The organism is Paenibacillus sp. UNC217MF, assembly GCF_000686865.1.
Classification (GTDB): domain Bacteria; phylum Bacillota; class Bacilli; order Paenibacillales; family Paenibacillaceae; genus Paenibacillus_B; species Paenibacillus_B suaedae.
In genome coordinates, this window is the sequence record NZ_JMLT01000017.1 from 26,128 (window position 1) to 45,931 (window position 19,804).

Annotated in this window: 20 protein-coding genes; 9 read left to right on the forward strand and 11 right to left on the reverse strand. The window is 48.6% G+C overall.

What is annotated here, in order from left to right:
• Positions 1-124: 124 nt before the first annotated feature.
• The 4 genes from BP95_RS0110500 to BP95_RS0110515 all read right to left on the reverse strand — a co-directional run bounded on the left by BP95_RS0110500 (position 125) and on the right by BP95_RS0110515 (position 4,391).
• Positions 125-1,327, reverse strand: a complete 1,203-nt coding sequence (locus BP95_RS0110500) for a transglutaminase domain-containing protein (RefSeq protein WP_028532112.1) — start codon at positions 1,325-1,327, stop codon at positions 125-127.
• A gap of 338 nt (positions 1,328-1,665) precedes the next feature.
• Entirely contained in the window at positions 1,666-2,571 is a 906-nt protein-coding gene (locus tag BP95_RS0110505; protein WP_021254743.1) for an alpha/beta hydrolase, read from the reverse strand.
• Between the two features lie 113 nt (positions 2,572-2,684).
• Complete coding sequence (locus tag BP95_RS0110510; RefSeq protein ID WP_051614052.1) at positions 2,685-3,365, reverse strand: bifunctional 4-hydroxy-2-oxoglutarate aldolase/2-dehydro-3-deoxy-phosphogluconate aldolase; 681 nt, start codon at positions 3,363-3,365, stop codon at positions 2,685-2,687.
• A 51-nt stretch (positions 3,366-3,416) separates the two neighbouring features.
• The gene (locus BP95_RS0110515) at positions 3,417-4,391 is read right to left on the reverse strand and encodes an ROK family protein (RefSeq protein WP_028532114.1); all 975 of its coding nucleotides are present in this window, start codon (positions 4,389-4,391) and stop codon (positions 3,417-3,419) included.
• A 402-nt stretch (positions 4,392-4,793) separates the two neighbouring features.
• Between BP95_RS0110515 and BP95_RS0110520 the strand changes: the two genes are divergently transcribed.
• The 3 genes from BP95_RS0110520 to BP95_RS0110530 all read left to right on the forward strand — a co-directional run bounded on the left by BP95_RS0110520 (position 4,794) and on the right by BP95_RS0110530 (position 6,313).
• Complete coding sequence (locus BP95_RS0110520) at positions 4,794-5,003, forward strand: hypothetical protein (protein WP_021254746.1); 210 nt, start codon at positions 4,794-4,796, stop codon at positions 5,001-5,003.
• A gap of 159 nt (positions 5,004-5,162) precedes the next feature.
• A complete protein-coding gene (locus BP95_RS0110525) occupies positions 5,163-5,480 on the forward strand; it encodes a helix-turn-helix domain-containing protein (RefSeq protein ID WP_021254747.1) in 318 nt (105 codons plus the stop codon).
• Complete coding sequence (locus tag BP95_RS0110530; protein WP_028532115.1) at positions 5,429-6,313, forward strand: IS3 family transposase; 885 nt, start codon at positions 5,429-5,431, stop codon at positions 6,311-6,313. The genes BP95_RS0110525 and BP95_RS0110530 overlap by 52 nt, the downstream gene beginning before the upstream one ends.
• A gap of 150 nt (positions 6,314-6,463) precedes the next feature.
• Here the strand turns inward: BP95_RS0110530 and BP95_RS0110535 are convergent, their stop codons facing one another.
• The 3 genes from BP95_RS0110535 to BP95_RS0110545 all read right to left on the reverse strand — a co-directional run bounded on the left by BP95_RS0110535 (position 6,464) and on the right by BP95_RS0110545 (position 10,597).
• Positions 6,464-7,156: a YkyA family protein gene (locus tag BP95_RS0110535; RefSeq protein WP_021254749.1), complete on the reverse strand. Its 693-nt coding sequence runs from the start codon at positions 7,154-7,156 to the stop codon at positions 6,464-6,466.
• 23 nt (positions 7,157-7,179) lie between these two features.
• Complete coding sequence (locus BP95_RS0110540; RefSeq protein WP_021254750.1) at positions 7,180-8,040, reverse strand: polysaccharide deacetylase family protein; 861 nt, start codon at positions 8,038-8,040, stop codon at positions 7,180-7,182.
• Between the two features lie 409 nt (positions 8,041-8,449).
• Positions 8,450-10,597 carry a DNA topoisomerase III gene (locus tag BP95_RS0110545; RefSeq protein WP_028532117.1) on the reverse strand — a complete coding sequence of 716 codons (2,148 nt, stop codon included), beginning with the start codon at positions 10,595-10,597 and terminating at the stop codon, positions 8,450-8,452.
• Positions 10,598-10,731: 134 nt separating this feature from the next.
• On the opposite strand from BP95_RS0110545, the gene BP95_RS0110550 reads away from it, so the two are divergent.
• The 5 genes from BP95_RS0110550 (at position 10,732) to serS (ending at position 15,293) form a co-directional block, all read left to right on the forward strand.
• Positions 10,732-11,463, forward strand: a complete 732-nt coding sequence (locus BP95_RS0110550) for a TraX family protein (RefSeq protein WP_028532118.1) — start codon at positions 10,732-10,734, stop codon at positions 11,461-11,463.
• Positions 11,464-11,561: 98 nt separating this feature from the next.
• A complete protein-coding gene (locus tag BP95_RS0110555; protein ID WP_021254753.1) occupies positions 11,562-12,287 on the forward strand; it encodes a TraX family protein in 726 nt (241 codons plus the stop codon).
• Between the two features lie 423 nt (positions 12,288-12,710).
• Positions 12,711-13,190: a glutathione peroxidase gene (locus tag BP95_RS0110560; protein WP_021254754.1), complete on the forward strand. Its 480-nt coding sequence runs from the start codon at positions 12,711-12,713 to the stop codon at positions 13,188-13,190.
• A 21-nt stretch (positions 13,191-13,211) separates the two neighbouring features.
• On the forward strand, positions 13,212-13,688 hold the full coding sequence (locus BP95_RS0110565) for a MarR family winged helix-turn-helix transcriptional regulator (RefSeq protein WP_081819861.1): 477 nt from the start codon (positions 13,212-13,214) through the stop codon (positions 13,686-13,688).
• Between the two features lie 321 nt (positions 13,689-14,009).
• Positions 14,010-15,293, forward strand: a complete 1,284-nt coding sequence (gene serS, locus BP95_RS0110570; RefSeq protein ID WP_028532120.1) for a serine--tRNA ligase — start codon at positions 14,010-14,012, stop codon at positions 15,291-15,293.
• Positions 15,294-15,344: 51 nt separating this feature from the next.
• On the opposite strand, the gene BP95_RS0110575 is transcribed toward serS, so the two are convergent.
• From BP95_RS0110575 to BP95_RS0110585, 3 genes are all read right to left on the reverse strand, one after another.
• Positions 15,345-15,863, reverse strand: coding sequence for a VanZ family protein (locus tag BP95_RS0110575; RefSeq protein WP_028532121.1), 519 nt, complete (start codon positions 15,861-15,863; stop codon positions 15,345-15,347).
• A gap of 13 nt (positions 15,864-15,876) precedes the next feature.
• Positions 15,877-16,842, reverse strand: coding sequence for a copper amine oxidase N-terminal domain-containing protein (locus BP95_RS0110580; RefSeq protein ID WP_028532122.1), 966 nt, complete (start codon positions 16,840-16,842; stop codon positions 15,877-15,879).
• A 330-nt stretch (positions 16,843-17,172) separates the two neighbouring features.
• Positions 17,173-17,838, reverse strand: coding sequence for a tetratricopeptide repeat protein (locus BP95_RS0110585; protein WP_028532123.1), 666 nt, complete (start codon positions 17,836-17,838; stop codon positions 17,173-17,175).
• Between the two features lie 165 nt (positions 17,839-18,003).
• Here BP95_RS0110585 and maa point away from each other — a divergent pair, with 165 nt between their 5' ends.
• Entirely contained in the window at positions 18,004-18,570 is a 567-nt protein-coding gene (gene maa / locus BP95_RS0110590) for a maltose O-acetyltransferase (protein ID WP_028532124.1), read from the forward strand.
• Positions 18,571-18,746: 176 nt separating this feature from the next.
• Here maa and BP95_RS0110595 read toward each other — a convergent pair whose 3' ends face one another.
• Positions 18,747-19,706 (reverse strand): MraY family glycosyltransferase, encoded by a 960-nt coding sequence (locus BP95_RS0110595; protein WP_028532125.1) that lies wholly within the window; start codon positions 19,704-19,706, stop codon positions 18,747-18,749.
• Positions 19,707-19,804 lie beyond the last annotated feature (98 nt).

The window sequence follows — 19,804 nt, forward strand, 5'->3', positions numbered from 1 at the left end:
GGTCCCATCACTTTTTCCGGGTAGTGAAACTCCTGTATTCATTCCTCTGGATTCATTCGTGATGTGAATTCCTAATGTGAGTTTCGATTTCCCACACCAGCTCTTATGCTGATGTTCTGTCCCCTTATTTCTGAAGCTGAATATCGACAAGTAGGTCATCACTGTTATTCAACGTCGATACTCTGTATTCGAACGGAGTAGACAATCCTAGCTTGTCCATCATATCATGCAGGTCAGCACGCAGCTCCAGCTCGCTGCCTATATAGCGAATCTGGAACTGCACCCGGTTCGCCTTCTGTGCAGACCGATAGCGTTCTACTAGTCCCTTCACGTCCTTGACCTGCCGTTCTGGAAGCAGTACATCCGGACTCCAGCCGTGCTCCAACTCAGTAACGAATGAGCGCAGGCTCTTATCCGTCCCTTGGCGCATCTGATTCAAGACATGCTCATAAGGGTCGTTCGCCTTCGGAAGCTCCGTACTTTCCTCCCAATCATGATCGGTTCTCATCTCCGCGTCGGTGCGCATATAGTACGTGTAGCGTACTTGCTTGCCTCGATCCGGAAGCGGGTCGTCCCATGTCGCATCAACATGATACCATTTTCCATCCAGTTCAATCAGGTTCCAAGCATGGAGCAATCCGCCCGCCTTACCCTCGACAACCTTGGATGGAATGTTCGCCTCTTCCAGCATAGCCTGCATGAGCAGCGCATATCCTTGGCATACGGTTGTACCTTCCGTTAGCGCCTCATAGGCAGTAAATTTCGTCATACCCTCGTCATAGGTCACGTGACTGACAATATAATCATGAATTGCTTTTACTTTGAGATGCGGGGATTGTCCTGGACTCGTTATGTTTCTTACGATTTCCTTGGCTTGCTCCCTTACATATTGTGACTGTTCGTACGTCTCACGATAGTCCACATACACATTGACGACTGCAGAATCCGTACTGCCTTTCCATTGATAGGAGTACTTGCTGATGTTATACCGAATGAACGGATCCGAGTATAATGCTGCCGACAAGGACTTGCCTGCCATCTCTGTTAAGGATTTCGTGTCACCTTCGTATCGAAATGAAATGGCCGCTTCTCTGCGAGTGAACTGCTCGCTCAGCCATTGTTTCATCTCTGATTGACTATGCAGCGTTATCATAGATGAGCGCGCCTCAACCGTAGGCCATAAAGCGAAGCCAACCATGATTCCTAACAGAACACTTCCCAGCATCAGCATTCGGAATATAGAGACTCTAGGGAATCGAATCCATCTCCTCGCTCGCCTCTGCCTCGCTCGTTGTAGGCGCGATGGAGTCTGTGAATCGATGTACATGCCTTCACCACCTTCGCATCAGCGGAGAACATCCGCCTATGTGTGCTAGGTAGCGTAACATAGCGCTATCGCAAATACTGTCTAGTTATAGCATGCCCATCGCAAGTGTGGATTCGCTGCCTTTCTGTCGTGCTCGACATGCTGCGGCAGCATGAGCCGGGAATTGCATCGTATTCCGATGGATTGTAGCGATTCGAACATGAGGAATATGACGAGGGGTAGCGAACCGATGCAGCATTTGCCTATAAAAAATATAAAAAAGTTATTCTCAGTGACGAAAACATACAAACCCACCTCTCCCCAGAAGGTCAAGCCTTAGAGGGAAGAGATGGGCTTGCTTATCCCGATATATCCAATTGACGCTTGAAGAATGGGATCACTTCCGCCCAGAAACGCGAATCAGTCTCCGAACAGCTATGCCCATCCGTATCAACAAAGAGATGCGATTGCTCATACGGTAAGCGTTCAACAAGCTGCTCAAGCTCACTAGGGGGAATAAATCCATCTAGTCGAGAATGAACCATATAGATGGGAATCCTGCCTGCCGTCCGCACATGATGGTCGGCTAAGATTTGACCTACATCCAAGCCGTCGTATACTGCAACCGGAATGCGGGAGCGATAAAGCCATATTCGAGGTATAACCACTGCCAGCGGAAATGCCGGCAGCTTGCGCCGTCTGAGCTCCGCTTCCACCATGGACAGTGGGCGGGACGGCATGGAATCCGTTACAATTGCCCTTACGTTCAGCCCTTCTTCAAGAGCCAATACCGCTCCGAAGCCGCCCAAGGAGTGGCCGAGGACTGCAATCCGATCCGGATCTACATCCGGCCGTTGACGTACGTAGCGGACTGCGGCTAGCATATCATCACGGAATAACAGCGCCGATGGTGCCTTTACGGCCCCGCTCTCTCCGTGACTTGTCACGTCATAGACCAATACATTGAAACCTGCATCTACCAGCGGGATCGCATACCTCATCACCCTCGCTCGGTTCGATCCCCATCCGTGCGAGATAACGATAACCGGCGCCCGCTTCTTAGGGGAGTTCCCCTTGCCCCATATGAACCACCCTTGCAGAGATGCAGTCCCTTCGAACACCACTCGATCGAAGGGACGTTCCGGTTCCTTATGTATCGGAATCGGACGAGGGGACTGACTCTTCACCGCAAGCATCCAAGTACCACTTGCGGCACTGCCGGCTAGCACGAGTGTGCCTATTCCATATGTCCACAGCATAGCCATAGATTCGCCTCTCTTCATACCATTACCGTAGAATTGGTTCAAATTCTGATGTATGTATATCATTCACGCAATCACATGATTTCACACCCGTTCCACGCTCTATGGATTTCTGGTCATCGCCGAACGGGATCAAGCTTGCGAACCGCCTCAACGAACTGAATTGCATTTGCAGTGAGGGCTTCATCATTGCCGGAATTCATATATTCCTTGGGAAGAAGCTTGGAACCAAGTCCGAATGCGGACGCTCCTGCAGTTCCGTATGTGGATATCGTATGCAAGTCGACTCCTCCCGTTGCAATGATCGGAATGTGATCAAGAGGACCTCGGATCTCTCGGATATATTCGGGCCCCAATGTACCAAGCGGGAACAGCTTGACGGCCTTCGCCCCTGCCTTCCACGCCCGTACAATCTCAGTAGGCGTTAGTACTCCAGGCCATACATCGATTCCACGCTCAGCTGCATATGCGATGACTTCCTCATCCAAATTCGGAGAGATGAGGAACTGCGCTCCGCATTCCAATGCTTCACGAGCCGAGGCCAAATCAATCACTGTGCCTGCACCGATATAGGCCCGTCCTGCAAATCGCTCACGCCAATGGGAGATAATCGCTGTGGCTTGCTCTGTATTCATCGTCACTTCCATGAATCGAATGCCCCCTGCCACCAACGCCTCTGCCGCTCTATTAGCAAGTTCTCCTGTATAGCCGCGGAATATTGCGACAATGCGCTCTTGGAGCATTCGCTCTGTGATATCAGCACCGTAGGGGAAATTCTGAATATCTCGATCCGACATCGTCACTCGTTCCTCCCGATTCTCTTCTCTCTCTTCTCTTTCTAGTTGATCTTATACCGACACGTGTCTCAGCTTCTCTGCACGGCTTTTCGCAAAGGCTGCACTTCCAATAACGCCTCCGTCATCAATCAGCTCACCCTGGCGTATCGTCAAACGCTCCAAATAACCGTGATATACATAACGCTTCAAGGTGTCTCGTACAGGCTTCATAATACGTTCGCCCGCGAGTGCACCGCCGCCGCCGATTACAATCATATCCGGGCTGAGCAGCGAGATGGAATACGCCAAGCCCTTGCCCAGCACCTGTCCTGTATGCGTCATTATCTCGATTGCGAGCTCATCGCCCTTATCGTAAGCCTGCGAGACGTGAGCTGCGGTCAGTTCACCGCGCTCATATGGTGTGCGCAGCAAGCTCTCGCGCCCCTGCTCAAGCGCTTCCTTCGCTTGTCGCGCAATGCCTGTGGCGGATACGACCGTCTCTAGACAGCCCGTCAAGCCGCAACCGCAAGGCGTCGTCTCGCCATCAATCGCTACATGCCCCAATTCGCCTGCCATGAACCCACTTCCATAGTGAAGCTCTCCATTGACAACCGTCGCAGCCGCAAGCCCCGTACCAATCGTTATCCCGTGTACAACTCCTGCACCGCGTCCTGCACCGCTCATCGCCTCACCAAATACATACATACGCACATCATTATCAATAAAGACTGGTACGCCTACCTTAGCGCCAAGTCGACCAGATACATCTACGTTGTCCCACTTCAAGTTGGATGCAAACACACATACGCCGCGCACTGGATCAATGAAGCCCGGAATCCCAGCTCCAACCGCTATAAGAAGACTGCGATCCACCCCTGCCGTGATGAACAGTTCATCAACCATATCAGACATTTTATTCAATACATGCTCTACACCAAGATCAACCTCTGTAGGCCGCTTTACCTTGGCTATCAGCTCATATTGCTCATTGACCAACCCACATACAATGTTCGTCCCGCCCAGATCAATCCCAACCATATACTGCACCATTGATTGCTCTCCTCGCCTTCCCATTCTTTCTATTTGTTTTTTTGTAACTGCTTACATCACTAAATATACTCATATGTCGTATTTCGATTATAGCATGATGCCTTCCATCATTTGTGTGAAGATATCCTTTCATTTGATCATAGTTCACACGTATATGATCACATCGTACAATCCGTAATTCGAACCTGTCAATGCTCGCTTGCATCTCCTTCCATCGTCATAATTTCGCCTTAAAATCGCCTTAATATTGGAAACGAAATGACAGACGAGCGGCTGTGAAATCGATATAATAGAAACTGTGATCCTTATCACACTGCCGGGTAGGAAGACCAATGATTCAGGTTAGACGATCGATAACTGTCTTGCTTGATGGTAACGCTTATAAAGAGGTGTATATCCATGACGTATGTAGATATCAGTTCAATCTCGCCACAATTGTTCGTAACGATCCTATTTTTCCTGCTCATCGTCTGTCCGCTGCTTAGTCTTGGCGTTGTGCGCTTATTCCAGCAGCGAATCAAGGTAGGGATAACGTATATTGCATCGGCGCTTGTCTCTTACGTTATCTTTCTCATTGTGGCAGACTTCGTACACCGAACATGGAGCTAGAGACAGAGCTCATTAAATGTGTTTACCTGTTCGAATTCGGCGCTCTTACACCATACAAAAAGACCGTTTCAAAGCATGAAGTGCACCCCTTATAGTAGACATTGGATAAACACCCCTCGTGTTACGTCCGATGAATCTATTATAGGGGGTGCATTTTTTATGGCTATCAAAGGACAGAAGTTCAAAACATATTCAGAAGAACTAAAGGCTGAAGCTATTCGTCTACATGTCGAGGAAAAGTGGACTTATCGGCAGATCAATGAACATTTCGGAATTCATGATAAACAGAGGATGAAGAAATGGATGAGGAAATATCGTGAAAAGGGCGAATTTGGGCTTCTGGATCAACGGGGAAGACGCCAGCAATATATCGATCAAGACCGTTACCTAAATCAGCTAAAACGGGAGAACGAAATGCTAAAAAGGTGTTTAGAAATCTGGGTGCAGGAGGTACGACTCAAAAGTATAGAGCGATAAAGGAAGCAGCAGTCGAGTACAACGTTAGAGATTTATGCAAAGTTTTCGGTGTCTCTAGTAGTGGATATTATGCTTTTTTAAAGAGGCATGAGGTGGATCATGACAAGCCATTGAAAGACTTGATTCAGAATGTTTATCAGAAGTACGACGGTAAGTATGGATATCGACAAATCCAGCTGTTCCTACTTCAAGATCACGGTGTATGGGTAAACCACAAGAGGGTTCTACGCTTGACGCAAACCATGAATTTACGATCTAAGATCCGCCGAAAGCGTCGTTGCAACTATTCCTCTTCCACAGGTGGACGAGTAGTTGAAAACTTGCTACAACGGCAGTTTCAAGCCGAGGTTCCCAATCAAAAATGGGTAACCGATGTCACTCAGTATCGTGTAGAAGATAAATGGTTATACCTTTCGGCCATCAAGGACTTGTTCAATAATGAAATTGTAGCTTATCAGATGAGCTTACATAACGATAATCAACTTGTTCTCCAAACGTTTGAGAAAGCCTTCAATAAGACGAAAGACGTGACTGGATTGATCGTTCATAGCGATCAAGGGTTCCAATACACGTCCTACGCTTACCATGACATGCTGCCGAAGGTTGGCGCCCAAATCAGCATGTCTCGGAAAGGCAATTGTTACGATAATGCCTCTATGGAGAGCTTCTTCTCGCATCTCAAAACGGAAGGGCTCTATCCTTATCATATCCGAAGTTTGGACGAGGCACAAAGGCGAATTGAAGAATATGTTCATTTTTATAATCATAATCGACCACAAAGAAAGCTAAAGAAGCTGCCGCCAGTAGAGTACCGACGACAGCTTGCTGCTTAGGTGTTTTTTCTATGTCCACTAAATGGGGTCTTGACCAGCAGTCTACCTGCTTCGGAACGGTCTTTTCTTTTCTAAACTATAAGGGTAATTCTCATATAACATTAGGCAGCTTCTTGCTGACTCGATATGCCCGGCTCCACTTCGTATCACTTACGAAGTTGCACCTTCGCCTTCTTTCTTCTCTGTGCCAGTTACTTGCATTCCTGCCTCTTTGTAGAATTCAGACTTCTTCGTATTGAACGATTTCGTATAGTCATTGAACTGGATCTTCAACTGCTCAACCTGACGATAAGCCTCATTGCGATCAGATACAGCCTTCGTAATCGTCTTCAGCTTCGTATCCTTCTGCTTCAGCTCGTTATACAAGGCTTGCTCTTGCTGAATCCATTTCCCATACTTCTCGTACATGGAAGTGAAGGTTTCGTAGCGCTTCACATATGCGTTATATGCCTCTGTTGCTTGCTTCTTCAAGCCTTCTTCCTTCAAATTGCTGATTGCGCCATCGAGCTCGCCCATCTTCTTGCGAGCGTCGTCCAGCATGCTCTTCAGTTGATCCATTGCCTGTGTCCGCTCTTCAAGCGACTTGCTCGAATTGTCGATCAGCGTCTGTACATTGCGATTGTCCTGCTTGCCCTGAGACAGGATGCTATTGTATTGCTTGCTGTCCTTCGCTTCCAGCGTGCTTAGCGTCTTCACCGCTTCAGCAACGTCCGCTTCCGCTGCGGATGCTTTCTCGAAGCCTTCAAATATTTGTGTCGTCGGTGCAGCGCCGCATCCAGTCAAGCCAATGAGCAGAACGGATGCCAACGCGACAGCGGCGGTTAGCTTTTTCCAACTAGCCAATGTGTTAACCTCCTATCCCTATGCTACAATCGTTTGTCGTGATGGAAATTGCATACGAAATGCGCATTCGGGTCGTACACTTCGAACTCGTAGCCCTTGCTTTGAATGTAATCAATAATGGCTGGCAATGCATCTAAGGTCTGCTGACGATCATGAAGCAAAATAACTTCAACATCTTCCGTCAGACCTGCCTTTACTTGCTCTAGTACTCGATTTGGTTGGCCGATATATTTCCAATCCCAGGAGTCGAGTGTCCAATCCCACATTTTAAACCCTGCATCTGCGATATCCTTACGGAATGACTCACCAATTTGCGGAGCGCTGCCATATGGGGCACGAATCATCGTAGGCTTGAAGCCTGTCAATTCTTCAACGATTCCCTGCGCTTCCTTGAATTCATTAATGAAGTTCTGGGAGCCGCCGCTCTTGTACAGCTTCGCATAATCATGTGTCATACTGTGAAGTCCTGGGTAATGTCCATCTTTCATCATGCGCTTCACGGCATCCGGGTATTGTCTCATGTTATCGCCAAGCATAAAATAAGTAGCTTTAATATTATGCTTATCCAATAAGTCCATCATATCATTGGAATATTTGCTCGGCCCGTCGTCAAATGTCAAGTAAGCGACCTTGCGCGTTAAGCCGTTATACTCCTTCGGTGATTCCTTCTCTTGTGATACTTGTGCTGCTGTTCCAAATGGAACGACTTCTGTCACGATCAATTCGCTGCCAGATGCTGAGTCTGATCCGAGCAAGCTCTTCGCTCCAGCGTATATTCCGACGCCGACGGCGACAAGAAGCATGAGCAATACGGTGCGTCCAATTAACTTTTTGCGTTTTTTACGGCGACGGTTGCCGGCCGACACCACACCTCGATCCATCATTATCCTTATCCACTTCCTTCTAGCGACTTGTTTCGACAACTACTATAATATAAATCTACCATTAGGGCATTACAGAAACATTACAACTCACTATATTTTATCAAAAAATAGAGACAATGTTGTTACCATTTCAAGAAAATGGTTACAAGACTATGAAAAAGTTAACAAAAAGGCCCTCTGACCACGAAGAATCGGTACAGAGGGCCTATCTATGACAATGAAGCATATGCTCATATAGGTCATACGACCCTCCTAAGTCGCTTCATTTTACAAGTATGATGTCGCTGTTTACGGTTCAACACCATTTGCTATTGTTTGACTCAATTCGAAGTCCCACAGTAAACACAATGGTCTCTTTTATCTATTTCTGCTCTTGATGCTCTTGATGCTCTTGATGCTCTTGCAGCTTTTACTTCTCCTCCTGCTTCGCCATCGCTGCCTTCAGCAGATCACCTAGGCTGTTTCCGATTGACTCCTGCTTCTCGTATTTCTTAATCAAATTCCGTGTCTCATGCTTGCGCGCCTTGCCTCCGCCCTCTTCCAGCTTCTCTGTAATATTGCATGCGAGACATTGTACATACTTGCCTGCCTTGCCGATCTTGAACTCCATCTTCTTATGGCACTGCGGACAACGGCGATTCGATAGCTGCTTCTCGTCAGAGCGCTTATATTCGCAAGACTTGCTGGAACAGATAAGACGTGTTCCACGTTTCGACTTCCGTTCCATCAGACGCGAGCCGCATTCCGGGCAATGACGGTTCGTCAAATTATGCGGTTTGTACTCGGCGCTGCTCGTCTTCACTTCTTTGACCAACTGCTCGGTCATATCCCGAATCTGATTCATGAACGATGATGTGCGCGCTTCGCCGCGGGCAATGCGCTCCAATTCCCGTTCCCAACGTGCAGTAAGCTCCGGTGAACGCAGCTGTTCAGAGGTAAGGCGAATCAACTGCTCTCCCTTGCCAGTCGGTTGAAGTGAAGCTCCTTGGCGCTCAATCGTATCCGAAGATACCAGCTTCTCAATAATATCCGCACGAGTTGCTGGCGTACCAAGACCGTGCTTCTCCATCTGTGTCAGCAATGTCGCTTCCGTATAGCGTGCCGGCGGCTTGGTGCGGTCTCTGCGCGTCATGACCCGCTTGACTGCAAGCTTCTCCCCTTGCGTCAAGCTCGGGAGACGCTGATCCTTATTCCACGCCGATTGATTGTCGTGCTCTTGCTCCTCATTCGAGGACGCATCGTCCCAATCGCCTTCATAGGCTTGGCGCCAGCCGCTGTCCAGCATCGTGCGGCCCTTTGCAAATAGTCGTTCGCCGCCAATCTCGATGGTAACTGCAACTTGCTCGTACTTCGCTGCAGGCAGGAACAGTGCCAGATAACGCCGCGCGATCAGGTCGTACAGCTTGCGCTCATCTGTAGACAACGCTGACAACCGCAGCGGCTCATCAGTTGGAATGATCGCATGGTGATCCGTTACCTTGCTGTCGTCCACAATACGCTTCGTAACAGACAGACTGCCGCGCATGAGTGACTTCGCAACCGCGGCATATGGACCAATCGCCATCGCGCTCAATCGCTCCTTCAATGTACCGACCATATCTGAGGACAAGTACCGGCTGTCCGTTCGCGGATACGTGACGAGTTTATGCTGCTCATACAGACGCTGCAGTACATTCGAGGTTTGCTTGGCTGAGAATCCATAACGGTGGTTCGCATCCCGCTGCAGTTCCGTTAGGTCATAAGCGAGCGGGTGCGGCTCACTCTTCGTAGACTTCTTCAGTTCCGTCACGACCGCTTGCCGACCATTCTGCAGCTTGGCTGCTGTTGCCTGCGCCGACTGTTCGTTGAAGATGCGGCCATCTCCATTCGCACCGCGCCATACCGCTTCGAAACCGCCGCAATCGACGTGAATGGTGTCATACTCTTCAGAGCGGAAATTCTTGATCTCCTGTTCGCGTGACATCATCATCGCAAGCGTTGGCGTCTGTACACGACCTGCAGATAATGGAGTCTCGAACTTGCAGGTTAAGGCGCGTGTCACATTCAAGCCGATCAGCCAATCCGCTTCTGCCCGGCAGCGAGCAGACTCATACAGCCGATCGAATTGATTGCCTGGCTTCAGCTGGCGGAATCCTTCCTTAATCGCCTTATCCGTCTGCGACGAGATCCATAGGCGGCGGAACGGCTTGTTCCACTTCACCATTTCCATGACCCAGCGCGCCAAGAGTTCTCCTTCCCGGGCGGCATCTGTCGCAACGATCAGTTCCTTAATATCCTGTCGCTTACACAGCTGCTGAACAACCTTAAATTGATGAGACGACTCCCGTAGCACCTTTAGCTTCATTTTCTGCGGGATCATCGGTAAGTCTTCTAGATTCCATGTCTGATACTTCTTATCATAGTCTTCTGGCTCCGCCAATCCAACCAAATGGCCTAATGCCCATGTGACAACATAGTCAGGCCCTTCAAAATATTGTTTATGAGACGTGCGGCATCCAAGCACCCGGGCGATCTCACGACCGACCGACGGCTTCTCTGCAAGTACGAGTGATTTCATACATCCATTCCTTCCCTTCATTCTGCTGCCCCTATTATAGCATGACCTTCAACCGACTTCTGGCTTCTGATATGATAAGGGTGTTGTGTTTAGCAATTTGCATGGCATATGTAGGGAAAGGAGAAACTAAAGTTATGTCGTTCAACACTTTTCAGCTGAAGCTGCTTGCAGCCATGCTCATGACATTGGATCATATACAGGCATACTTTCCGGACTCCGTACCTCTCGCTTTTCATTGGCTCGGCCGCATATCAGCCCCCATCTTTTTCTTCCTGCTTATCGAAGGCTATACATACACCCGCAATCGGAAGCGTTATATGCTCCGTCTTGCTGCTGGAGCTGCCAGCATGGCTATCGGAAGCACATTGCTCCTCCAGTTGCTGCCCGGCGGCTCGATCCCGAACAATATTTTTCTATCAATGCTCGGGGCGCTAGTCCTACTGGCATCCTATGAATGGTCGCTGCATTCCGAATCCGGTGCTGCAGGATGGATGCTCTGTTGTGCGGTAGCCGCTGCTATGGTTGTTGGCGTCGAATTCAGCTGGCTAGCCGTATCCATGACCCTCGTGTTCTATTTGTTCCGTGGACGCAAGCAAGCGATGGCAATTGCATATATCGCCTCGTCTCTCGTGTTCACAGTCGGGCTCGATTTGTTCGATATGTTCATTTACGGTGAGACAGCGATGTGGGTCGAAGAATATAGCTTGTGGACCTATTCGCAGTGGATGATGGTATTCGCCATTATTCCCATTGGGTTATACAATCAGCGCCGCGGGTATCAGTCCATGTCGGCCAAATATGGATTCTATTTGTATTACCCGCTCCATATCTGGATCCTGTATGCAAGCAGTATTATGTTTGAATGAAGGAAATCTATGAGCCAACGCTGACTAGCTCCCATTCTACAGCGAATTAAGCCGGCATCTACGAACAACAACATCAGAATAGAATTGGAGGATTCAATGTGCGTTTGGATGGTTTCAAATTAAAACTGCTCGGCATGACGCTTATGCTACTTGACCATATGAAGCAGTTTCTGCCGGATATGCCTATATGGTTCGGATGGCTTGGCCGCATTGTCGCTCCGATCTTCTTCTACTTCATCGTAGAAGGCTTCTTCCACACACGAAACCGAGGCAAATACATGCTCCGCTTATTTACATGGGCGGTCATTACCAAACTTGGCAACACACTGCTTACACTCGCCCTTCCAAGTGAGTCTGTCAGCATCATGAACAATATCTTCTTATCCTTGCTGCTGGCGCTTCTTCTCCTAACTGCTATCGAATGGACGAAACAGACTCGCAACTATGCGCTAGGAACCCTGTACATCATTCTTGCTATTATGGGCGGATCAATTACAGAAGCATCCATACTTGGTGTGGCCATGACGCTGATCTTCTACCTGCTCCACGAGCGCAAGGAACAGATGGCATTCGCATATGTAATCGTGATGCTGCTTATATCCCTAGGCCTCGGATCGCTCGGCGTCCCGACTGAAGAAGTATTCACCTATGACAATTTATTTGTCCTGAACTACCAGTGGATGATGATATTCGCAATTATCCCGATACTGCTCTACAACGGAGCACGTGGTTATCATGCCAAATGGTCCAAGTATATGTTCTATGTATTCTATCCGGCGCATATTTGGATTCTATATACAATCGGAGTGCTCATTCGAGGATAAAGGGAGTGGGCTATCTCCTCCATAGTTATTGAACAGCATGGAGCGGAACTGCCCTGTTTCTGTTGAACGCTATTGGATGGGATAGAACGGACAAGGTAACGTTATGATTTTTCACCTAAATACGACAGCAACCTTCCATTTGGATCGCCTTTGAAAGCTTAGCTGTCTTGTGTACCGTTGTTGCGGATGTACGGGCAGAGGCTCCACCACCCTAATTAAATTTTGTACAATTTAATTTTGCAAAATATAATTGCATCTATTCGTGTTCCATGCTATAACTATTACAACAACTATGCCACATCCCTTCCCTCACTGCTGTCACATGTTTGGCGTGGCCGATTTGAAGGGATGAAGCGTGTATGTACGTGTAAACCGCCATTCATCATTTCATCTCAATGATGACAACAAAGGAGAGAACGAATAATGACTACGGTATATGATTATTCCGTTAAGAAGCCTAATGGAGAAGTAACATCGTTGGATAGCTATGAAGGTCATGTGATCCTTATCGTCAATACTGCCAGCAAATGCGGCTTCACCCCTCAATTTACTGAGCTTCAGCAATTGTATGATCAGTATAAGGACAAAGGGTTGGTCGTTCTCGGGTTCCCTTGTGACCAGTTCGGTAATCAAGAATTCGGAGACATGAAGGAAACGATGGAGTTCTGCCAGTTGAATTATGGCGTCAACTTCCCTATGTTTGCGAAGGTTGATGTGAAGGGCGACAATGCAGAACCGCTGTTCCAACACTTGGTGACAGAGAAAAAGGGGCTGCTGGGAAGCACCGATATTAAATGGAACTTCACGAAGTTTCTCATCGACCGCAAGGGCATTGTCGTAAAGCGATATGCACCGCAGACGTCCCCATCTAAGCTGAAGGAAGATATAGAAGCCTTGCTGTAAGGCACAACAGGAGATGAAACCATGACTTCTAAGCTGGACAACACGATGCAGCCTAGCGACATGCTCAAGCTGGACCAACAGCTCTGCTTCGCCATCTACGCAGCATCCAAGGAAGTAACGAAGCTCTATCGGCCTATGCTGGAGAAGCTGGAGCTAACTTATCCACAATACATTACACTGCTTGCATTATGGGAGCAGGACAATGTCACCGTGAAGGAGCTTGGACAGCGGCTGTTCCTCGACTCAGGAACATTGACACCTATGCTCAAGCGGATGGAGCAGCAGCAGTTGATTGAGCGGAAGCGGGGCGCACAGGACGAGCGGCAAGTATTCATTACCTTAACGAATAAGGGACGTGACTTGAAGTCAGCTGCCAGCTGCATTCCAGCGGAGCTCGTCAGCAAGGCGGCTGGCGCCGATATTCCAGTTGACAGCTTGATGCGCAATCTTCAGGAGCTTACCGCTTATCTGCAATCTATCAACCATACGGGCGAATAGTGCGTTGACTTTTGGGAAAGATGCTATATAATGATATCAACAAATTAGATACGGTTATTCGCCAATGAAGAGCATCCAACTCGGAGGCGTTCTCGTCAAGGCGTCGGCTTGCCCGGCGTGCCCTAAGTGAACCGGCACCGCCCGTTACCGCGGAACCAAGAGGATCTTCAGCATGCTTCCGGTGTGCTGTCTGCTTACTTGCAGCGCTGAAGATCAAGTTGGGTGGCACCGCGAGCTAGCGCTCCTCGTCCCAATCGGATGAGGAGCGCTATTTGTATTTCTATTCGTACAACATCACTCGCGGTAAAGGAGACGGTTCACATGCTAGATATGAAATGGGTTCGCAATCATCCAGAAGAGGTGCAGCTGGCAGCTCGACAAAAAGGAATAGACTTCAATGTTCAGGAACTGCTTGCATGCGATCAGCTTCGCCGAGAGCTGCTGCAGAACACGGATGCCTTGCGACAGGAGCGCAATACCCTGACCTCCCGGATCGCAGCAGCGATGCGTCTAGGAGAACAGCAGAACGAAGTTGACACATGGAAGGCGCAAGTACGCCAATGCAACGACAAACTCGCACAATTCGAAGTGAAGCTAACCGAGGCCGAGCAGCAGTTCAGCCGCCTACAGCTGCTGGTGCCGAACATCACATCTGCAGATACTCTGGTCGGCGCTTCGGATGAGGATAATATAGAAGTGCGGCAGGTCGGGGAAATCCCCCGCTTCGAATACCCACTGCGTGATCATGTCGAGCTTGGCGAGCAGCTGGGCCTCATCGATCTTCGCCGCGGGGTTAAGGTGGCAGGCTCTCGCGGCTACTATCTGAAAAATGCTGGACTGCTTCTTCATCGTGCTGTACAGCAGCTTGCACTCGACCTGCTCATGGATCATGGGTTCACTGTGATGGATGTTCCACTTATGGTTCGTCAGGACGCGCTCGTCGGTACCGGATTCTTCCCGCTTGGCGAGGATCAATGCTATGCCCTGCCGGAGGATGGCCTGTGGCTTGTCGGCACATCGGAAGTAAGCCTCGTCTCCTATTGCAGCAACGAAATTGTAGACGTCACCGAGCCGATTCGCATGGCTGGCGTATCTGCCTGCTTCCGGCGCGAGGTAGGCTCCGCGGGCCGAGATGTTCGCGGCCTATACCGCGTCCATCAATTTGCAAAGGTTGAGCAAGTCATCATTGCACCGAATGATGCCGAGATGTCGAATCAGCTGTTGGAGGAAATGGTAGGCTACTCGGAAGCCATCCTGCAAGCGTTGGAGCTTCCTTACCGTGTAATGGCGGTATGTACCGGGGATATGTCGCAGAAGACGCATAAGCAATATGATATCGAGACATGGATGCCGTCGCGTCAACAATTTGGAGAGACGCATTCTGCATCGAACTTGCTTGATTTCCAAGCTCGCCGCTGCAACATTCGCTATCGCGACGAAGCGGGAGATCTCCAATACTGCCATACGCTGAACAATACAGCAGTAGCCAGCCCACGCATTCTTATCCCACTGCTGGAGAATCATCAACAGGCTGATGGATCCATTCGCATTCCAAAAGCCCTTCAGCCGTATATGCGTGGTATGGAAGTAATCAAGCCGCAATAATTACAAGAAGGCCGCTGGATATCATGCCTCCAGCGGCCTTGCTTCCTTGCTTTATGGAAAATGCAGCCCTCTTCCCTTCCCCTTGCGGCGGCTGAACAAGCCTGCGATAAGGAACAACAGCACGATGAGCACAACCCCAATCGAGTCTACCGCGACGTCAATTGCATGTCCGGTTCGATTCGGGACGAAGCTCTGATGCCACTCATCGGATGCTGCATATGCAACAGAAATGACAGCGCCAATGACAATGGCCATCCAACGTTCCCATCTCATAGCGAGCAATGTTCGAATGACAAGAAAAGCTAATATCGCGTATTCCGCTACATGTGCTCCCTTGCGAACGAAAAACTCCACAAAATCATAAGGCTGCTTCCAAGTCACTAAGCCGCCATCATACGTAAACTCAATATGCGGCAGCCACTGCTCCAGTATCGGCAGCGGCAGCCAAGCCGCGAGTGTCGGCCGTAGATCTTGGTCTGCATACGTCTGGGAAGACTTATAGAAAATAAAAGCCATCCATGCTACTGTGGCAAGCAGCCACCATACCATTTGCTTATTCCGTACCTTCATGTGTACTCCTTCCTTACATGCGCTCCTCCAGGAGAGGTCGCACATCCGTCCGCTTCTCCCCTCGAATAGACATTACTGCGTCAGCATTTGATCGCAGCTTCATCTTCACCTCGAACTTGCCAAGCTCCGTCGAACGGCCTTGCGCATCTATTTTACCATACGTAACGAAATCCTCTACGGGGAAGGAATGACGGAAGTATACCATCGCTGAGCCGAAGTCTGGCTTGCTTCCGATTTCTTCGATAACTTTATCCGCAGTCGTCCCCGTTCTCCCCTGCCATATGACCTCAGCCAATCCGTCCTCTGAAATCTCAATGATGCTTGTAACATCCTTAATATGATAGCGGTAGCGAAGCGCCTCCCCTTCTGGGAACACAATGGTCGCCTCGAAACCTTCTGACCGCGGCTTGATCTCACGGTTCGGATAGACAAGCGGCAGACGCAGCGCTTCCTGCCGGGCTGTATCCAGATCTCCGGCCCGTATCAACTCGTCACGCTTCACACGCTCCGGTGTGCGAATGATGGCGGCCCTCTTCTTCACATCCCATTTGACCTTGCCGCCGAGCGCTTCACTAATGAATCGCAGCGGTACATAGGTATGGCCCTCTATTATTCGAACAGGGGCGTCAAGCGCCACCTTTTTCCCATTCACCCAAGCGATAGGCTGTTCCGCAACCAGCTTAATCGTACGCGATTTATCGGCAGAGTACACCCATACCGTTTTGGCAGCTGAATCCCATTTGTAGGTAATATCCTGCATGCCTTTATTGCCATTCTGAATGAAATAGCTATAATCATCAAATGCAAACAGCGGAACGACGATATGCTGCTGATCCCATCGCCACTCCGTTATATCGTATCCATTGAAGTACACCTTCGTCTGCTGCTTAGCGGATGGTGCTGCTTGTTCGGCCTGTGCCTGCATCGAGGAACCGAACCATACCAACATGCTTATCATGATGAGCAGCCACTTTCTCATATTCGTTCCGCTCCTTTCACAATCTTTACTTTCCTTAGGGATTCTACTTCTTTAGACATATCCCTGCTAGAAAAAGTTGCAAATTTCGACGAAAGACGAGGATAATGAGGCTCCAATCATTACTATGTTAGCAACATTTAATGTCTTGCAAGGAAACATGCAAATGAACAATCACTGTTCAATTTCTTCTGATGACCTAGCAATGATAGTATGCTCATGTCCTTCGAACGAAATCTGCATAGCACATCGCCAAAAAAGCTCTGTCATTCGACAGAGCTAGTTCGAACATAATTTGTTATTCATACCACTATCGGTCATGTGCCATGCTTGCTATTTCTTCATTGTACATCGCAGCATCCATTTGCGTTCCTTGCGCTTCATATATCGAGGCAGTCCCCGGTAAATATGGATGCCCTCTTCCCATGCCTTCTTCGCATCTTCCTTCTGCCCCATCTGCTCATACAACATACCAAGCCGATAGTAAGCTTCGCAAGAGGAAGCGTGAATATCTTGAAAAGACTGCAAGTAAGCTACAGCCTTCGCCTTATCCGCATTGGAATATATTGCAGCAAGCCGCAAATAGGGCTGCCCGTATTTGACTCGGGGATTCAATTCTAATGCGCGAACAATAGCCGCTTCTCCCAATTCGTTGTCCCCTGTATGTAAATAACAGGTTCCTAGATCATCCCAATACTCTGCTGATTGATCCATTCGCTCCTGCAATGGTTCGAGATATTCGCGCGCTTCGCGATAGCGTTTGCGTTCCATCAGCAGTCTTGCTAGTTCATGCTTGGATGATACATCGTGGGGATTCGCCACCAGCTGCTGCCGGAGCTTCGAAGTCCGACTCCATCTCTTAAGCGGTTGGAAGATACTCGGGGATAATCCAATGAACTGCCGATCAACGAAGTATACAATCAACAGCAATACGATGATCGCAAGAAATGGGTTGCCAAGCAGCCATGTAAGCATACCGAAAGCTAGTAATTTACTCAACCTTGTTTCACACCCTCTACTAAGATGCAACTATCATACCATATTTTGGGATATCCAAAATAGAATAGATTCTCTTCCTTGCAAATGATGCTGTCACCATCGATAATAACGGTATTACACAACACCCCCTGCTTATTGCAGGGATATGGAGAGGAGCTACACATGATGACCATACGTACAGAGAAAGAAAAAATGATAGCAGGCGACATGTATATGGCCGCAGATGAAGAGCTAGTTAGAGATCGTGAACAAGCGAGACGCCTAACCCGCATGTACAACCAAACGATCGAAACAGACTATAGCGAACGAATAGAAATACTTCAAAAGTTATTCGGTGCCGTTGGTGAAGGCCCATACATTGAACCTACCTTCCGCTGCGATTATGGCTATAACATTTATCTTGGCAAAGGATTCTATGCGAACTTCGACTGTGTAATGCTGGATGTATGCGAGATTCACATTGGGGACAGCTGCTTCCTCGCACCAGGCGTTCATATCTATACGGCGACTCACCCATTGGATCCCATGGAGCGAATCTCCGGCGTTGAATTCGGCAAGCCAGTTACAATTGGAGATCGCGTATGGATTGGCGGTCGCGCGGTCATTAATCCAGGCGTCAATATCGGCAATAATGTTGTTGTGGCATCCGGTGCAGTGGTTACGAAGGATGTACCGGACAACGTTGTCGTTGCTGGCAACCCTGCACGAATTATTAAGCATATTGAAGTCTAGCACGATGATAGAACAGGCCCCGAACCAGCAAAGTTCGAGGCCTTCATTGCTTTGTAATGGGACATGCGGACGCTCCGATAAAAGATATATCCACCTTACCAGCAACCCATTTTCTAAAATCGCAAAAAGAGCCTCTCCTGAACGGAAAGGCTCTCTGTCATCATGTATGAATTATCTTATACCTGAAGCAGCGTCAAAATAATGGACGTTAATCCGAAGCACAGATTAACTAAGCAAAGCACGGCCACAACCTGCTTCTGATTCAGACCGCCTGCCAACAGTCGGTAATGAGCTTGTGTAGCATCGGCTTTGTAAACAGGCTGGCCATTCAGCATCCGACGAATGACAACGAATACGTTATCAAGAATCGGAACACCTAAAGCCAAAATCGGAATGAACAAGGACAATACGGTCGCCTGCTTGAAGGCACCATCCAAGGCAATTACGCCGAGAATAAAACCTAAGAACGTCGCACCTGCATCCCCCATGAACACCTTCGCCGGCGGCTTGTTAAATCGTAAATAGCCAATAGATGCTCCCACGAGAATAATGGCCATCATCGCAGATACATTCTGTCCTTGCGCAAGTGCTACTGCGAACAAAGTTCCACCTGATATCGCCGTTAATCCACCTGCCAGACCATCCATTCCATCCGAGAAGTTAATCACGGTTGTCACACCGAAGATCCACATAACGGTCAAAATGCACTGCAGCCATGCTGGCAAGTTTACGAATTCATGCGTGAATGGGTTCGTAAAGCCTTCGAAGGTGATCCCTGATAGATACACGATAACTGCCGCGCATAATTGTACGAGCAGCTTCGGCAGTGCTGGGAACTCCTTGCCATGCGTCTTGTACCAGTCATCAACGGTGCCGATTGCCAGAATCAACAATCCGCCGCTAATAATCGCGATGGACTCGATCGCAGAATTCCGGACAAAAATTACATAGGATACGATAAATGCGATAAATATGGCAATGCTCGCCGTAAGCGGGATCGGCTCCCGATGAATTTTCCGTTCATTGTCCGGCATGGGCTTGTCCACAAAATCAATGCGGAATGCAAGCTTGCGCAGTGGAGGTATCAAAAACATCACGATACATGAAGAGATCAGAAAAGCTAATAAATAATACATACTTTCCTCCTGTAATCATGCGTTAATCAGATATAATCAGTAATCTTACTGAAACATACTTTGCAACTATAACTCATATTATCACGAATAATAGCGGA

What these genes read in the sequence shown, in the direction of transcription:
- BP95_RS0110500 (WP_028532112.1), bottom strand. Translation starts at nt 1,327, where the DNA reads ATGTACATCGATTCACAGACTCCATCGCGCCTACAACGAGCGAGGCAG.
- BP95_RS0110505 (WP_021254743.1), bottom strand. Translation starts at nt 2,571, where the DNA reads ATGGCTATGCTGTGGACATATGGAATAGGCACACTCGTGCTAGCCGGC.
- BP95_RS0110510 (WP_051614052.1), bottom strand. Translation starts at nt 3,365, where the DNA reads ATGTCGGATCGAGATATTCAGAATTTCCCCTACGGTGCTGATATCACA.
- BP95_RS0110520 (WP_021254746.1), top strand. Translation starts at nt 4,794, where the DNA reads ATGACGTATGTAGATATCAGTTCAATCTCGCCACAATTGTTCGTAACG.
- BP95_RS0110525 (WP_021254747.1), top strand. Translation starts at nt 5,163, where the DNA reads ATGGCTATCAAAGGACAGAAGTTCAAAACATATTCAGAAGAACTAAAG.
- BP95_RS0110540 (WP_021254750.1), bottom strand. Translation starts at nt 8,040, where the DNA reads ATGATGGATCGAGGTGTGGTGTCGGCCGGCAACCGTCGCCGTAAAAAA.
- BP95_RS0110545 (WP_028532117.1), bottom strand. Translation starts at nt 10,597, where the DNA reads ATGAAATCACTCGTACTTGCAGAGAAGCCGTCGGTCGGTCGTGAGATC.
- BP95_RS0110550 (WP_028532118.1), top strand. Translation starts at nt 10,732, where the DNA reads ATGTCGTTCAACACTTTTCAGCTGAAGCTGCTTGCAGCCATGCTCATG.
- BP95_RS0110560 (WP_021254754.1), top strand. Translation starts at nt 12,711, where the DNA reads ATGACTACGGTATATGATTATTCCGTTAAGAAGCCTAATGGAGAAGTA.
- BP95_RS0110565 (WP_081819861.1), top strand. Translation starts at nt 13,212, where the DNA reads ATGACTTCTAAGCTGGACAACACGATGCAGCCTAGCGACATGCTCAAG.
- serS (WP_028532120.1), top strand. Translation starts at nt 14,010, where the DNA reads ATGCTAGATATGAAATGGGTTCGCAATCATCCAGAAGAGGTGCAGCTG.
- BP95_RS0110575 (WP_028532121.1), bottom strand. Translation starts at nt 15,863, where the DNA reads ATGAAGGTACGGAATAAGCAAATGGTATGGTGGCTGCTTGCCACAGTA.
- BP95_RS0110580 (WP_028532122.1), bottom strand. Translation starts at nt 16,842, where the DNA reads ATGAGAAAGTGGCTGCTCATCATGATAAGCATGTTGGTATGGTTCGGT.
- maa (WP_028532124.1), top strand. Translation starts at nt 18,004, where the DNA reads ATGACCATACGTACAGAGAAAGAAAAAATGATAGCAGGCGACATGTAT.
- BP95_RS0110595 (WP_028532125.1), bottom strand. Translation starts at nt 19,706, where the DNA reads ATGTATTATTTATTAGCTTTTCTGATCTCTTCATGTATCGTGATGTTT.